Genomic DNA, 16,847 nt, shown 5'->3' with positions numbered 1-16,847 from the left:
AATCTTATGAATAAATTACTGATTGTAGTGGATATGCAGAATGATTTCATCACCGGCTCTCTCGGAACTCCCGAGGCCGTTGCCATTGTACCAGGTGTACAAGAAAAAATCAGACAGTACCAGGCCGAAGATGCCGCTGTCATTCTGACGATGGACACGCACGCGGAGAATTATGCGGATACTCAGGAAGGCAGAAATCTTCCGGTAAAACACTGTATCAAAGGCACACCGGGCTGGGAACTGCACAGCAGCATCGCCGGACTCATCTCTGATTATCCGCACACCGTCTATGAAAAAGTGACCTTTGGCTCATCCTCATTTGCCACAGACTTATCCTGTGGAAAGTATCAGGCCTATACGGATATTGAACTGATCGGTCTGTGTACCGATATCTGTGTGATCTCAAACGCCCTGCTGGTGAAAACATTTCTGCCGGAAGCTCACATCCGTGTTGATTCATCCTGCTGTGCGGGTGTAACACCCGAGAGCCATGAAAATGCACTGCGCGCAATGAAAATGTGCCAGATAGAAATTGTTTAAAAAGGTACCGGCCGTCCAGAAAAGACAGCCGGTACCTTTATATAAATGATAACTGCTAGAACTTAAATTGATAGATCGTCGTTGAATCGTAATTCTGACCCTTTTTCAAAACCGGGCTGTCGAAAGCCGGCTCATTTACAGAATTCGGAAAATACTGAGTCTCCAGACAGAGCCCCTGCCGCGGATGATACGGTATCTTACCTTTCCCTGCAGGCCCTTTGATAAAGTTGCCGATGTAAAACTGAATGCCCGGCGTGTCAGTCAGGACCTCCATGGATATCCCGCTCTTTGGGCTGCTCACCTTTGCTGCGGGACGGACCTTTTTGTCATATTGGTTGAGCACATAATTGTGGTCATAACCACCTGTAAATTTCAGCTGCTCAAACTCCATATCCATATTAGCAGCGATTTCTCTGGCCTCCGTAAAATCCATCGGCGTTCCTTTTACAGCCTGAATGATTCCTGCTGGAATCGCCTTCTCATCTTTTACCGGTGTAAAACTGTCCGCATTTATCCACACCTTGTGGTCCATAATGGACGGATCCTCGTGACCGCTCAGATTAAAATACGAATGGTTTGTCATATTGACAACCGTATCCTCATCTGCAATACCGGTGTAACGCAGAATCACCGCGTTCTCATCGGTAAGTTCATATGTCACGGAAATTTCCAGATTTCCCGGAAACCCCTGATCCATCGCCGGACTCTGCAGTGTAAAGGTCACATACTGTTCGGCGCTTCCGGTCACCTTCCACATACGGTGCTCGTACAGATCCGGCCCGCTGTGAAGATTGTTTCCATTGTTATTTTTCCCAAGCTGATACACTGCATCATTCAACTTAAAAGTTCCATTTTCAATGCGGTTCGCACCGCGTCCGATAACCGCTCCGAAATGAGGCGGATTGTCCTCGTATCCTTCCATGCTGTCGTATCCAAGCACCACATCCTTCACATTTCCATTTCCATCCGGTATCAAAACAGAAACCAATATGGCTCCGTAATCGATAAGACGGACGAGCATTCCATTCTTATTGCTGATCTCATACTGGGTGACGGTTTCCCCCGATGTGGTTTTTCCAAAAACACTCTGTTTCATACTCATGGTCCTTTCTTTTGAATCTGTCAATATGTGTCGTTACCATGATTATAACTGATTTTTTCTACATCTGCATCAGGATTTTCATCGGCGGCTCACTGCCCCTTTCATAACCTTGACAAGCTGGATCAGCACCGTCGGTACAACTGCCAGCAGATATACCATACCTATCTGATGCCCAGTCAGAGTTGCGACGGAGAATACCCTTTTCAGGAATGGAACGAACATGACCAGGCTGAGCATGACAACCCCTGCGGCAAATGCTCCCAGGCTGTACCAGTTGCGCCTGAAACCGATTTTAAATATCGACTGATCACTTCTGCAGTTAAACCCATGGAACAGCCTGGCCAGTGTCAGCGTACAGAAAGCCATTGTGCTGGCTACTGCAGCATTGCCGCCTCTCAGGCCGATGGTAAACGCTGCCATTGTACAGACAGCGATCAAACCGCCCTGAACAAGAAGCGCAAGCATAAAATTTTTCGTCAGAATCCCTGTCTTCGGATCCCTTGGTTTCTGAGAGAGCAGGTTCTTCTCCGCCGGTTCCATACCGATCGCAATCGCCGGCATGGAATCCGTCAGCAGATTGATAAACAGCAGATGCACCGGTGCAAAAGGAACCGGAAGCCCCATCACAGAAGTATACAAAACAGACAGAATCCCTGCCATGTTCCCTGAGAGCAGAAATTTAATCGCATTTTTAATATTCCGGTAGACATTTCTTCCATTTGCAACCGCCTTGATGATCGTCGCAAAATTATCATCTGTCAGGATCATCGATGCCGCATCTTTTGAAACTTCTGTACCGGTTATTCCCATAGCCACACCGATATCCGCCTTTTTAAGCGCCGGGGCATCATTAACGCCGTCTCCTGTCATGGATACGATATTTCCTTTTCGCTGCCATGCATCCACAATCCGTATCTTATTTTCCGGGGATACTCTGGCATACACGGATATTTTTTCTATATCGCGATCCAGTTCTTCTTCCGTCATCGCATCCAGTTCTGTTCCGGTAACAGCCAGATCGCCCTTTTCAAAAATCCCAATCTGTCTTGCGATGGCCGCTGCGGTTACTTTGTGATCGCCGGTGATCATGACAGTTCGGATCCCGGCGCGTTTCGCATCCGCAACTGCCCGGACGGATTCTGTTCTCGGGGGATCTACCATGGATATCAGCCCCAGGAAAGTATAACCATTTTCTGATTCCAGAGAGAGGACATGATCTTCTTCCACTTCCTTGTATCCAAATGCCAGTACACGCAGACCCTGTGAGGAAAACTCCATGTTCTGTTCTGTGATCCTGACACGGTCAGCATCTGTCATCTCGATGATACCATCCGTCGTTCTGATATGTGTTGTCCTCGGCAGAAGTACATCAACAGCCCCCTTCGTAAGAATTGTAGGAACCTGGTGCAGTGCATATTTGGTGCTCATCAGTTTTCTCTCTGAGTCAAACGGGATCTCTTCCATACGCTCCATCATATCACGCATGATTTCATCATTCACGCTTGTCTTCCTGGCCATCTCAAGCAGCGCGAATTCTGTTGGATCCCCGATTCCTTTTCCGTCAACGATGGCGGAATCATTCGTCAGGATCGCATTATATAAGAGATAACGGTGCAGCTGGTTATGCAGATCCAGTTGTTCCGGGTTCAGGATCTGTCCGTCAATATAGATTTTCTGGACTGTCATTTTATTCTGAGTCAGGGTACCTGTTTTATCCGAGCAGATGACTGAGACACATCCCAGGCTTTCCACTGCCTTAAGTTCTTTGATGACAGCGTTTTCCCTTGCCATCTTCTGTGTCCCCATTGCCTGCACGATCGTGACAATGGAACTTAATGCCTCCGGTATTGCAGCTACAGCAAGTGCCACTGCAAACATCAGGGAGTCCAGAACCGGCATCTTTCGGTAAAGGCTCAGCACAAATACAGCCGCACAGATAATCATGATGACTATGGCAAGCTTACTGCTGAAATTGTCAAGGCTCACCTGCAGCGGTGTCTTTTTCTCCTGCGTCGCATTCATGAGGCTGGCGATTTTCCCCATCTCGGTATCCATACCCGTCTCCGTCACAACCGCTTTTGCACGGCCATACGTGACAAGACTTCCGGAGTAGATCATGTTGACCCGGTCACCGAGGGGCAGCTCTCCCTCCAGAATCCCCTCTGTCTTTTCCACATTGGTCGATTCTCCTGTCAGCGAACTTTCGTTGACCTGCAGCGAATAATTGTGCAGTATACGGCCATCCGCTACCACCATATCTCCGGCCTCAAGCAGCAGGATATCCCCCGGTACAACTTCCCTGGAATCAATCTCGATCTTCTGTCCCCCGCGGATGACTTTTGCACTCGGTGAAGACAGTGATTTAAGACTTTCCAGAGATTTCTGTGCCTTTTCATGCTGTACTGTTCCCAGAATAGCATTCAGTATAATGACCGCTACGATAACGATCGTACTTTCCACATTTCCTGAAAACATGGAGATGACCGCTGCCGCGATCAGGATCACTACCAGAAGGTCTTTGAACTGTTCAAAGAACACCTGAATGGCACTTTTTTTCTTACCTTCCAGCAGGACATTTTCTCCCTTTTCTCTCAGGATTTCTGACGCCTTTTCGGCAGTCAGTCCCTCACACGATACCCCCAGCTCCTTCAGCACCTGATCTTGTTTTTTCTGGTACCACATCATAATTCTTTCCTCCATTCATTTTAACTGCCTTGACTGTGCTATCAGGCACACGGGCGCATTTTTGTACAGGGGACGAAGTTTCCTATACAATAAAAAAGACCTTTAATGTACTTGTGGAATTTCGCATATTCCATAAGTACATTAAAAGTCTTGTAACCCTTCATTCAAGGCATGCATCACCAGACTGCATCCCGCAGCCGCGTTTGTTGACAATGCATTTAAACTACTCCCTCTTAATGCAATTCGATTGTTTTCAAGTATAGCTTTTTTCCCTCTCAGTGTCAACCGTTTTTTTAAATTCTCATAGCAAGCTGGACTACAAATACTACCACACATGCACCTGCCGCTACCGGAAGCAGGCCCTTTCCCCTGTATGCCAGAAACAGTGCCGCAGCAAATCCACAGACAGCCGACACCATGTCTCCGGTTGAATACAAGATTGCCGGAAACGTCATCGCTGCAAGCGTTGCATATGGAACGTAATATAAAAACGACTGGATATACCGGTTCGTGATTTTTTTCCGTATCAGTGTCAGCGGCAGCGCGCGGACTGCATATGTCACAGCTGCCATGACCAGTATGTAAATGTAGATATTACCCTGCATTTTCCGTCTCCTTTCGTGGGAACAGCCATGCCGCGGCCCCCGCAACTATCAATATTATGATAATGATCTGCATTCCGGAAGAGATTTCCCGAAGAAATGGAGTGTAGCGCATGACACAACCGAGGAGCATCGCGCAAATCACCACCCCTGCCACAGCCTTGTCCTTTTTCGCGGCCGGCAGGATCACTGCAAGGAACATACCGTATATTGCTATGCCAAGAGCATTGATAATGGTCACCGGAAGCACTTTTCCGCAGATAACGCCAACCAGTGTTCCAAGCCCCCATCCGGGAACGGCTGCCGACATCAGTCCGTAAAAATACCAGGGACGTAAAGTCCCGGGTCTGCACACACTCACTCCAAAGATCTCATCCGTCACCCCGTATGCCATGAAAAACCGGTGAATCGGATTCAAGTCATATGATAATTTCTGAGACAGCGAACAAGACATCAAAAAATATCTCATATTGATCACCAGCTGCAGAAAAGCCATCTCAAAATACGTGGCGGATGCCGCGATCGTATCAAGCGAAGCAAACTGCCCGGCTGACGTGAGGTTTGTCACCGACATGAGCACCGCCTGAAACGCAGTCATCCCAACCGACCGCGCCTGTATGCCGAACGCAAAGGACACTGCAAAATATCCAAAACAAATAGGAAGCCCGTCGCGCACTCCCCTCTGCCATTCTTTCATCCATATTACCCCCTGATGCAAAATGTAAGCCCATCGTCAGCCCGAACGTCTCGGGGTGTCAATGGACTCCTTAAAGTACGTGAATATTCTACCACAATTTTTTCCATTTCTCAATTATAGAATACGTTTTCTGAACTTTTTCATCAGGAAACTTGCAACAACACCGGGAATAGCATAAAATGGAAGAATCATATAGTTTGAGAGAAAGGAGTTCCTGTTATATGCCCGACTATTTTAACGATATAAAAAAAATACAGGAAGTACTGCACGAAGGGCGGACAGGCCTGTGGGTCATTGAATTGGAGGAAAACAAAAAACCCCGGATGTATGTTGACGGCGCGATGCTTGAATTACTGGGGCTTCAGGAAGAACTCCCTCCCGAAAACTGTTATCAGTTCTGGTATGAACGGATAGAGCCGGATTATTATCCGCTTGTGGAATCCGCCGTTAAAAAGCTTTGCGCAAATGAGCGCTCTGAGGTGCAGTATCCTTGGGTTCACCCCACATATGGAAGAATCTATATCCGCTGCGGAGGCATTCGTGACTGGAATTATACTGAAGGTGTCTGTCTGCGAGGCTATCACCAGAATATTACTGACACCACTGTGATGAAGCATGAATTCGATACCGTCATACAGACTCTTGGTGAGAATTATACCGGCATTTTGCTGTGCAATGTGGCCGATCAGAGCTTCAAGGTTATGAAGCTTCCGGAAAAATTCCAGCGGCAGTCAGCAACGTATTCCAATTTTCAAACATTTTTTCAAAATTATGTAAATGCTGAGGCTGCACCGGAATACAGAGAACTGCTGCTCGAGCTTACCGATGTCCAAAATATCCTGGAGCATCTCAGCCTGGGGGAAACCCGCTTTGAGACCCTTTACCGGAACAGCTGCGGAAACTGGCGACGGCTCCTGATAGTTCCTTCCATGCATTATTCCTGTGAATACCCATGGGTGATCGCTGCATTTGATGAGCAGGACAGGGAAATTGAAAGGCGGATTGACGATGCTGCGTCCCAGACAGCATTTTCTCAGATTTATAAGCTTGCGCTGAACATCAATACGGAAAAGGCAGAATACCACTGCATCCACTACTCCGGAAGACTTCTGCATCTGTCTCAGTATGGGAGATTCGATGATTTTTACCGGCAGCTCCTTCCGTTAATGCCTATGGAAGACCGGCAGGAATTTGAACGTATTTTAAGTCCCTCCAGTTATCAGACGTGCGGCTATATGGAAGGTTCTCTTCGTCTGTATGATGAAAATGGCATTTTGCATTACTACCGCTATTATTCATCCCGGATTCTTCAGGATATGGAGGAACGGATACTTTTCACCCTGAGGAATGCAGACAACAGACAGGAAGCCGAACAGCGGGAGCAAGTACTGTCGAATCTGTGCCAGTGTTATTACTCGATCTATATCTTTGACCTTGTAAACGATATGGAAAAGCCTATTTGGCAGGAGTCCGCCATCATCGAGGAAAACGCCTTTCCCATGGGAAGCCTCTCCGCTTATTATGAAAAATTTGTACAGCAGCATGTTTTTTCTGATGATCAGGAAAAAATGCGCAGAGCCGGCAGTCCGGAATTTCTCAGGCAGGTCCTGTCACCGGAACAGCCTGTATATGATATCGACTTCAGGCGAATTTATTCCCACGGCGTAGAGTGGGTGCGCTCACGTTTCAGCATCTCTGAAATGATCGACGGACAGGTCACAAAAGTCATCTTTGCAAATATGAATATCACTGAACAGAAGCTGGAGGAGCTGGAGGAGAACCGGCGAAAGAAGCTCTATTTTGAATATCAGAATATCATCAGAGGCCTTTCTTCTTTCTATCACTCTGTCTTTTATGTTGACCTCGAAAATGACACCTTTCAGTCATTTGCGCTTTCAGAGGATCTGAAAGAATACATCGATACTTCAGACAGCTACGCTTATTTGAAAAACGTTTACACAGAACGTGCCATTTACAGGGATGATCAGCAGAAATTTGCAAAGGATCTGTCCACACGTGAAATCATCCGCAGGATCAATGCCGGTGAAACCATTTATGCACTGGAATTCAGACGGAACTATGGCGGTTATTTCGGCTGGATGAGAGTACATATCATTCTTGCGGAAAGCCGCAGCGGCATTCCAACCCGGATCATTCTGGCAGCACACAGTGTAGAAGAGGAAAAGGAGCTGGAAGAGCAGAACCGCAAGGCTTTGCTGGCAGCATACGAGACAGCCAAGCAGGCAAATGAAGCAAAAAGCAGTTTTCTGGCTCAGATGTCCCATGACATCCGTACCCCATTGAATGCCATAATCGGTATGACCTCCATTGCATTCTCACAGGTCAATGACACTGATAAGGTAAAGGAATGCCTGGATAAAATCCAGTTTTCCAGCCGCCATCTTCTGCATCTGATCAATGAGATTCTGGATATGTCAAAGATTGAGAAGGGTAAGCTGGAACTGATGGAAGAACCATTTTCCCTGAACGAACTGATACAGGAAGTTTACGCTATGATCCGTACAGATGCCATCAGCAAAAAACAGCATATAACTTTTAATACCCTGGACGTCAGTCATGATCATCTGCTCGGCGACAGCAGCCGTATCCGCCAGCTTCTGATCAACCTCGGTGACAATGCCGTCAAGTACACTCCAAAAGGAGGGCAGATCAGCCTGACTGTGCAGGAAGTATCCAGCCAGTCACAATCAGCGGGATGTTTTGTCTTTACGGTAGAAGATAACGGGATCGGAATTGACAGGGAATTTCTGGATTATATCTTCGCACCCTTTTCCCGCGCTGAAAACGCTAAATCACAGCATATTCAGGGTACCGGTCTCGGAATGTCCATCGCGCAGGGAATTGTATCTGCCATGCAGGGAGATATCCGCGTCGAAAGCGAACCGGGTGTCGGAAGCCGATTTGTCGTGACTTTAAATCTGAATATTGCCATGCCCGCAGACTCCTCCCCTGAAGAATTTAAAAATTTTGATACACCCGGATGTCCTGCCCCAGCACTGACGGATACCTGCCTGACCGGCAGGCGCATCCTTCTGGTCGAAGATAATGCGCTGAATATGGAAATCGCCCAGACCATTCTTTCTCAGGCCGGTATGGTTGTATCCACCGCCGAAAATGGACTGGAGGCATTGAATATGTTTACCGCATCTGAACCGGGAACATATCAGGTAATCCTGATGGACCTGCAGATGCCCGTCATGGACGGCTACACTGCAGCACGCGGCATCCGAAGCAGCACTCACCCACAGGCCGCCGCAATCCCGATCATCGCACTGACTGCCAATGCCTTCCCCGAGGACATCAACAGGTCCCTTGCCGCCGGTATGAACGACCACATATCAAAACCGATTGATTATCAGAAACTTCTTGAGAGACTTGAGAAGGCTTTCCGGAAGATATAGCAGAAGAATCAGCGAAAAACTCTGTATGAAAACAGGGTTTTTCGCTTTCTACTTATCTTTTTCTTCAACCAGTTCCCCGTTTTCAAACACAACAATCTTATCCGAGAATTCAATCGTCCATCTGCATGGCTCATCTTCCGGCCCAATCTCTTCTTCCCATCCCATGCTGCCTTTTCCCATATCAAAAGATTTCTCTACGGATAATACTTTTAAATATGAATTTGCTCCGGTAAACACAATATCATATCCCGGCTTCGTCTCCATCGTCAGATACGCGACATCGCCTCTTGTTCCATACGTCAGCGTAACATCTTCATATCGGGCCTTACTGTATGTCCTCGGTTGCATCAGCGCCAGAACCATAATCAGTGCAGCCGCAGCGATGATCCCTCCGGCGATTCCCATCCGGCGCTTTCTTTTCTTTATCTTTTTCAGCAGCTCCACATCATGGATCTCTTCATCGCTGATGACCACCGGCTCATTGATTTCACCCTTCATCTCCTGGCAGCATTCTCTGCACTCTTTACATGTCTTCAGATGTTTTTCTATTTCCTTATTGCTCTCCTCACTCGTCAGACCATCAATATATAATGGCAGCAAATCCTGAATCATCTTACACTTCATGACGGCTCTCCTTTCGTATTCTCTGTTTACCACGGTAAAATGTCACTCTCGCCCAATTCTCATCCTTATCCAGAATCTCTCCAATTTCTTTAAAACTGAAATTGCCCGTCAGCCGAAGATACATGACTTCCCTCAAGGGTTCCTCCAGTGCATGCAGCAGCTTATACAGCTCAAGAACCTCAATTTTCTCTATGGCGGACCGTTCCGGCTCCGGTCCTGCATCCGGAATTTCTTCCGTTAGCTCAGACCGCTTTTCTTTTGACTTTTTCTTTAATTCTCTGCACCACAGATTCCTGGCGATCTGGCACAGCCATACGTAAAGTTTACAGTCCCCCCGGAAACTGTCAATCGACTTCATTGCCTGAAAAAAAGTCTCCTGCGTCAGCTCCTCGGTCAGATGAGTATCATGGCAGAGACTGAACAGATACTTGTATACCTGTGGCATATATTTTTCATAAATCTGCTCCATATCCTGCATGATTTTCCTCCTTTGTATATAAGTGTCCGCAGTGTAAGTTTCGTTACAACATTCAGATATTATTTTACTCACAGCAAAAAAAGAGTCACCGTTTTTATAGAACAAGGATTAGAACCAGACACCGCGCATGATGAATCAGAAAAAATATTATTTGAGCACAAATTTTAAACATTACTCAGAAAACAAGATTTAACCGAACATGATGTTGAATGTCTAGCACCTTACGATATTGAATTTCAAAAAAACCTAAAAAAATTAAATGATATTCTTTCAAGCATAAATGATCGACAACCTGATTTTTTAAATAATATTCTTAAACCTTTCATCAACAATATTATACAAGAACAAGAACCTGTCTTGACTTTTTCACTGATTGAAAAGGATATTTCTTCTCTGCATAAAATGACTAATGAAAATAAGAAGAATTTTATTCAGGATTTTAAGGCCTTAATTTCAGAATATAAAACTAATTCCGTCCGAGATAATACTAAAATAGAAACTTTTTAACTCGTTTAATTATAGAAGAGCCTCACGGATCTGCTCCGCAAGGCTCTTACTTATTTAGATCAGGTTTTTATACTCTCGTCTTCCATCTACAATAGCATATATAGTAACAATTTTATTTTCTTCATGGACTTTGTAAAATATCAAATGCCGCTCCACGATTAAAACTCTGTAACCCTGCCTGCGCAATATAGAGTACCCTGGCACACTTCCAAAATAAGGAAACTCTTCCAAACGACAGATGGCAGTCTCTATTTTTTCCAAATAATTTAAGGCAATTTCCACGCTTCCTGAATCGTCCGCAATGTAAAAAATAATGTCTTTTAACTGCTCATCGGCTTTATCTGTTCTCACGATCTGATACTTCATCCGTTTTCCCTCGCCAACAGAGATTTTCTGATATCATCAAATGTATTCTTCATTGGCGCGACCCTTCCATTTCTTACATCGTCTTCAGCATCCGCAAGTGTACGCAGCAATTCAAGTTCTGCCTGCATTTGATAGTATTCCTGCAATCCAAGTACCGCTGTATCCCCACGTCCATTTACAGTAATAATAACTGGATTTCTATTCTCTCGGCATTGCTTTGAAATCTCGTTGTAATGATTCCTTAAATCGGATGATGGTCTGATTATTGCTCCCATAATGATACCTCCTAGATATTTCATAGTCATATTGTATCATGTTTTGACTATATTGACAATCTATTTTTAGAAACCATTTCATATTATAAATCCACTTCGCACCATTCGGATTTTGCACAAAACTGTGAAAAACCTCTATATTATTCGTCCGTATGTTTGATGCATCCAATTTTGGCGATATGTTCAACTATTAAAAGCCTCGTTTCATTACTTTGTTATAATGAGCAACGATTCCGGTTCCAACTCCGGCTTTTTTAGCTACTTTGTTATCGGTAGAGAGAGAACGATCGCGTTCTTTACCTCAGTCATGGCAAGTTTTTCGGAAAACAAAATAGCAGCTGGCGATTTCCCTTTGAAAGGAAGCTGTTTTTTACCGCCAACTGCTATTGATGGTCATCATTCAGTTTGCTTTACAATTTTAACATCATACCCCAACGCATTTACCATACTACAAAATAGTTTGAGAGACGGGCTGTGTTCTTATTTTCTATGCGTGATATCGCTTGCTGCCTGTTTCCGGTCAGATCTGCTAATTTGTTTTGGGATATCTTCTGCTCTTTTCTCAGATCTACAATCTCATCAATCAGAGCTTTTTCTTTATCAGAGACAACGAATGTTGGGGCTGGCATATTTTCTTTTTTTCAAGGGAGATTTCTCCTTTATCAATATTTTTTTCTGTCTGGGCGCCAATTCATCTGTGTGCGAAATCATTGTTTTATAGACACTATTCGCCAGATCTGTCCAAAACAGATGTGATTATATATGTTATGTAAACAACGTTACAAATTTCGCAATTTTGAAGAAAAAAATAGGCTAAAAGCTTTTACGCTCTCAGCCCATTTTAATGATTTACAGGTTATTCGTACACGTTTTAAGGTGCATTTTTAGATTATCCGGAGTCGAATGCAGACTTGTTCGGCGCGGTTATTCTAAAGCCGAATTTGGTGTGATTATAGCATGTATTTGTAGAATTTCCGGGGCAGTCGGTACATACCACCCCGGGGTAGTTTACATCATCGAAATCATTGGTTAGTCTACTCTACCGCCCATGTGATCAAAATAACCGTCACTCGTTAATTTCAAGTCCGGACCTCATTGCGCTACAAAATAATTGGGGTGAAATTGCAACGAACTTCCCTGCAATCCCGTGTATACTTCTAATTGTGCCTTTTGCCCCGGAACAAAATTTTTTATTTCTCCCGTATATCCGGTATAAACAATCGTACCATTTTCATCCAACAAATCCACTGCACAACCAAAGTATTCAAATGTTACTTCTGTAGTATTTTCCATATTAATCACATAATAAATACTGCCATATCCTTTGTCTGTTACTTCGTATGTAAAATTAGCCACCATCTCATTTATAGCTTGTTCCAATGCCTTTTGCTCGTCCACAACTCCAGCATCCTTAATAAAACTGTCTAAAGTCTTTTGATGTTCTTCATCAACTTTCAAGTTGTATTCATTTACAAATTTGCGGATAAGCACCGAGCGTCTTGCATATAAATCATTCCACATCGTATTATATTTAGTATAATCCATTGTATAATACTCAACAGCCTTTAAAGACTTATCAATAATATTAATGTAATCTTTTGCATCTTTCTCAAACTGCTCATTAGTAAATGTTTTGTCTGCAAAGCTTTTTACGTTATCCTGCTCAAATCCAATACATTTTCTAATATATTCTGTATATTCTGCGCTATTCATCTTGTCAAATTCTTTATCGTTATCTGCTTTATATCCCTCATCCGAATAATCCCATCTGCCTATCAGACCTTTTGTCAAAGCTCTCATAAATTGTCCATCTACGGTCTGCTGATACTCACAGTCTTTCAAGAGTTTACTCGCATCTTGATATTCACCAATGCTCTTATAGATTTCAGCAGCATCTGCAAACTGCTCCTTCCCATACAGAAGCTTCGCGATCTGATACTGGCATTCTTTATACCGTGTTTCTGCGTCACTATAGCTCGAAATTTCATTAAATATTTTGGCAGCATCTTCGTAACTTTTATCCTCCATTAATCCCGCCGCTATATAGTATTTACACTCCGCAATTTTGTCCGCAGAATCTTTATACCCCTCAATTTCCGAATAAAGCTTTACTGCTTCAGAACATGATTGAGCTTCCATTAATCCAGTAGCTTTATTATATGCTCTCATATCTTTTGTCAGGACAACTGCCAGTACTACCGCAACTACCACAACAGCAGCTACCGCACCAATAATTATTTTGGTTTTTTTCGAGATTGCTTTTTTTACAGGTGCCTCTTCTTCTGTCTTAGCCTCGCTCTCTTCTGATATCACCGTTTTCTCAATCGCTTCTTCAGTACTTGATTCTTCTTTATTGGTGTTCTCTAGCGGACTGTCTTCCCGCAAATTATGTTTCGATACGTCACTTACGCTTTGTTCTGCCTGTTGCTCTACCGGACAACCACAATTTGGACACGCAGCCGCCTTATCACTGATCTCTTTTCCGCATTCCGAGCATTTGATTAATGCCATTTTTATTTCCCCCTCATTAGAATATCTTTAGTTTTTAAAAACAAATTTACCAAACAAATAATACTTAATAACGTTGAAAAATTACTCTTCCATAATGATTGAGCTTCCGTAGCATGCACTACTATCTACCATATAAACTTTACTATTATATGATATCCTGTATAAAACACTAGTATATCGGTCATACCATGTGGGTGATGACGTATAGAAGGTAATAATTTCTGACTCACCAGGATCTATTTCCACATATCTAAGTTCTACAATGTTATTGTTACGAACTGTCGCCAATTTCAACTTTCGATTATATCTATCGAAATCTCTATCAATAGACCTCGCCCCATTTCCTAAAATCCGTATTGGTTTCGTTCCCGTATTGGTAATGCTCACCAACATCCAGTGCGTAGATCTTTCTGTCTTTTCTATCATAACTGTATAAAACTTTGGTTTTTCAAATACAGTTTTTTTTGCACTCCATGAAGAGTAATAAACAGTACTGTAAACCTTTTTATAGGTACGTACCCGAACGTAATATGTTTTTCCTTTAGTCAGATTCGATACCGATGTACTTACTGCGCTGTTTTTTGCTACCGTAATTGTCTTTGCTCCTGAAAATGAGGAATTCGTTGCATACTGGACTTGATATCCGGTAACCGTTGTATTTTTATTCCATTTTACAGTCATTTTGCCTGCGGATGCACTAGTCACACTCGAAATATACGTCGCTTTCGGATTGACTGTCACGGTAATCGCTTTTGTTGCTTTATTATAATTTTTTGTCGCCGCAGTAGTGATCGTGATAGTTGTCTTCCCAATACCTTTGATCGTAATCTTTCCCATACCTGAGACCGTCGCGATCTTCGTATTGCTGGAGGTAAAGCTTAATTTCCCGTCACCTTTTGTCCTCTTAATTCCTGTAAAAAATGGTGCATTTCCAAAAACTTTCGTATGGTTGGACGCAGTCAACACTTGGGCTGCTTTATTGATCGTAAAGCTCCTGGTGACTTTGCCGCTGTAATTGCCTTTGAAAGTTATAACCACATTATATTTTCCAACATTTTTGCATCCAGCTGAATACGTAACACTATAGTTTGCAGGATGGATTACCTCTCCATCTGCGCCCTTTACGGTGACGGTCGGTTTCATTGCCTTTCCGTTATAAGTATATTTCGTAGCCGAAAGCGTGATCGTTTTCGGATAAGAAAGGATTTGCGTTGCTGATTTACCACAGGCTGTACATTTTCTTATGATTTTACCATTTGCAGTGAGCGTTGCTTTTGTGAGCTTGTCGAACTTGTAGGTATGGCTGGCTACAGGAATCTCCTTCTGCTCCTTTATTACTGTATTACAAACGGAACAGTGACTCCCCTCTGTTTTTCCTGTTTTTGTACAGGTCGGAGAGACTGCTTTCTCAATTACTATCGTATGCTCGGTTGCTGGTACTATCTCCTGCGTTTTGATTACTTCCCCACAAACAGAACAATGACTGCCTTCTGTCAGTCCAGCTATTGAACATGTTGCTTTGACCGCTTCGTCTTTTTCTTCAGTGTGTCCTAATGCAGGAACTGTTTCCTGTATCTTGATCACTTCATTGCAAATGGAGCAATGTGTTCCTTCTGTCAGTCCTGACTCAGTACACGTTGAAGCAATAGCATCATCAATTACTTCTATGTGCCCAGTCGCTGGAATAGAAACTTGCTCTTCAATAGTTGCCCCGCACACAGAACAATGCTTACCATCCGTTTTGCCATCTGCTGTACAGGTTGCAGGAATTCCCTCATCTATTATTTCGGTATGACCAGACGCAGGAATATCAATCACATAACAATCCCCACATATCGTACAGGTGTAAACTTCTGTTCCATCTTCCGTACAAGTTGGTTCTGTAGTTGTACAGGTATAATTATGGTCTTTTATAAAAGTTCTGTTATATTTATTGGCATATCTCTGGGCACTTGAATTTTCATAACCATATATAGTTCTTGCAGGAATCGTACTACTCGAGTCAAAGATAAGGCAGTTTTCATTCAATACAGTGAAACTTTGCAATGACCTGCATCCTGTAAATGCGTCTTCACTTATAGCCTTTACACTATTATGAATTACTACATTTCCAGAAAATCCGCTTCCCCACATAAATGCACCGCTTCCAATATTTTCAAGTGTTTCTGGAAGATTAAGATTCCCCTGAAATGAACAGCTTGAAAACGCTTTTGTTCCAATGTTCTTTAAATGACTTGATAGTACCAGTTCGCCACTTAATCCAGAGCACCCTAAAAACGCCTCTTCCCCGACGCTTTCTACAGAGTCTGGAATAATCAAATTCCCGATTAACCCAGTACAAAACCAAAAAGCTTTATCTCCAATGATTCTAACACTTTCAGGGATTACAAGTTCGCCGCTCAATTTCTCATAGTGCCAAAAAGCCATATTCCCAATTTTTGTGATACCATTTTCCAAAATTAATTTTTTGATCGTGTCATCATATTTGCTCCAACCTGGCTTATCAAGGATTGTATAATCTTTCATTACTCCTCTTCCAGTTATCACCAATGTATACCCTGATACGCCATTATATACTGTCCATGTTAAATTACTGCCATTCGCACCACAATCTCCACTCTCGATCACCGTCCCATATTCTGACGTTACGTTTCCCCTACGACTATCCAAAGCCGGATCTGATGGAGCTTCCGGAACTTCCTCCACATCACTTTCCGGAATCCCTTCTTCCTCCTCAGCAGCCTCCAGCTCTTCTGACTGAGTATTCTCCTCAACCTCAGCCTCCGGAAGTGCAGTACCAAGCACATCTTCAGATTCAGGAACTTCTATAATTTCTTTATCTTCCTCCTGTTCCAAAACAATTTCATCCTCTTGCATAACGTTCTCACTGGCTCCTGATACATCTATCGGCAAAGCAGTAACCAACATTAGCATAGTCAATAGCACCGCTAAACTCCTCATTTTCTTTTTCATGTGCGTTCTCCCTTATCACTTTTCATAAAATACTGTATACTATAAAAACAACTTAAAAAATTACA

Annotated in this window: 12 protein-coding genes; 2 read left to right on the top strand and 10 right to left on the bottom strand. The window is 43.5% G+C overall.

What is annotated here, in order from left to right; all coding sequences use genetic code 11:
- Positions 1-6: 6 nt before the first annotated feature.
- Positions 7-540: an isochorismatase family cysteine hydrolase gene (locus MCG98_RS09125; protein ID WP_240301690.1), complete on the top strand. Its 534-nt coding sequence runs from the start codon at positions 7-9 to the stop codon at positions 538-540.
- A 55-nt stretch (positions 541-595) separates the two neighbouring features.
- Here MCG98_RS09125 and MCG98_RS09120 read toward each other — a convergent pair whose 3' ends face one another.
- From MCG98_RS09120 to MCG98_RS09105, 4 genes are all read right to left on the bottom strand, one after another.
- Entirely contained in the window at positions 596-1,642 is a 1,047-nt protein-coding gene (locus MCG98_RS09120) for an aldose epimerase family protein (protein WP_240301689.1), read from the bottom strand.
- A gap of 78 nt (positions 1,643-1,720) precedes the next feature.
- Positions 1,721-4,327: a cation-translocating P-type ATPase gene (locus MCG98_RS09115; RefSeq protein WP_345891636.1), complete on the bottom strand. Its 2,607-nt coding sequence runs from the start codon at positions 4,325-4,327 to the stop codon at positions 1,721-1,723.
- A gap of 293 nt (positions 4,328-4,620) precedes the next feature.
- Positions 4,621-4,932: an AzlD domain-containing protein gene (locus MCG98_RS09110; protein WP_240301688.1), complete on the bottom strand. Its 312-nt coding sequence runs from the start codon at positions 4,930-4,932 to the stop codon at positions 4,621-4,623.
- A complete protein-coding gene (locus tag MCG98_RS09105) occupies positions 4,922-5,626 on the bottom strand; it encodes an AzlC family ABC transporter permease (RefSeq protein WP_240301687.1) in 705 nt (234 codons plus the stop codon). The genes MCG98_RS09110 and MCG98_RS09105 overlap by 11 nt, the downstream gene beginning before the upstream one ends.
- Before the next feature lie 221 nt (positions 5,627-5,847).
- Here MCG98_RS09105 and MCG98_RS09100 point away from each other — a divergent pair, with 221 nt between their 5' ends.
- The gene (locus MCG98_RS09100) at positions 5,848-9,048 is read left to right on the top strand and encodes an ATP-binding protein (protein WP_240301686.1); all 3,201 of its coding nucleotides are present in this window, start codon (positions 5,848-5,850) and stop codon (positions 9,046-9,048) included.
- Positions 9,049-9,096: 48 nt separating this feature from the next.
- Here MCG98_RS09100 and MCG98_RS09095 read toward each other — a convergent pair whose 3' ends face one another.
- The 6 genes from MCG98_RS09095 to MCG98_RS09070 form a co-directional block, all read right to left on the bottom strand.
- Complete coding sequence (locus MCG98_RS09095) at positions 9,097-9,672, bottom strand: zf-HC2 domain-containing protein (protein ID WP_240301685.1); 576 nt, start codon at positions 9,670-9,672, stop codon at positions 9,097-9,099.
- Complete coding sequence (locus tag MCG98_RS09090; RefSeq protein ID WP_240301684.1) at positions 9,662-10,150, bottom strand: sigma-70 family RNA polymerase sigma factor; 489 nt, start codon at positions 10,148-10,150, stop codon at positions 9,662-9,664. The genes MCG98_RS09095 and MCG98_RS09090 overlap by 11 nt, the downstream gene beginning before the upstream one ends.
- Positions 10,151-10,711: 561 nt before the next feature.
- The gene (locus MCG98_RS09085; protein WP_240301683.1) at positions 10,712-11,023 is read right to left on the bottom strand and encodes a type II toxin-antitoxin system RelE/ParE family toxin; all 312 of its coding nucleotides are present in this window, start codon (positions 11,021-11,023) and stop codon (positions 10,712-10,714) included.
- Positions 11,020-11,298, bottom strand: coding sequence for a type II toxin-antitoxin system Phd/YefM family antitoxin (locus tag MCG98_RS09080; RefSeq protein ID WP_240301682.1), 279 nt, complete (start codon positions 11,296-11,298; stop codon positions 11,020-11,022). The genes MCG98_RS09085 and MCG98_RS09080 overlap by 4 nt, the downstream gene beginning before the upstream one ends.
- Before the next feature lie 1,092 nt (positions 11,299-12,390).
- Positions 12,391-13,809, bottom strand: a complete 1,419-nt coding sequence (locus MCG98_RS09075; RefSeq protein WP_240301681.1) for a zinc ribbon domain-containing protein — start codon at positions 13,807-13,809, stop codon at positions 12,391-12,393.
- A gap of 81 nt (positions 13,810-13,890) precedes the next feature.
- Complete coding sequence (locus MCG98_RS09070; RefSeq protein ID WP_240301680.1) at positions 13,891-16,782, bottom strand: leucine-rich repeat protein; 2,892 nt, start codon at positions 16,780-16,782, stop codon at positions 13,891-13,893.
- Between the last annotated feature and the right edge of the window lie 65 nt (positions 16,783-16,847).

Origin of the sequence: Ruminococcus sp. OA3 (genome assembly GCF_022440845.1) — a bacterium.
Lineage (GTDB): Bacteria > Bacillota > Clostridia > Lachnospirales > Lachnospiraceae > Ruminococcus_G.
This window is presented reverse-complemented; position numbering and strand designations above follow the sequence as displayed.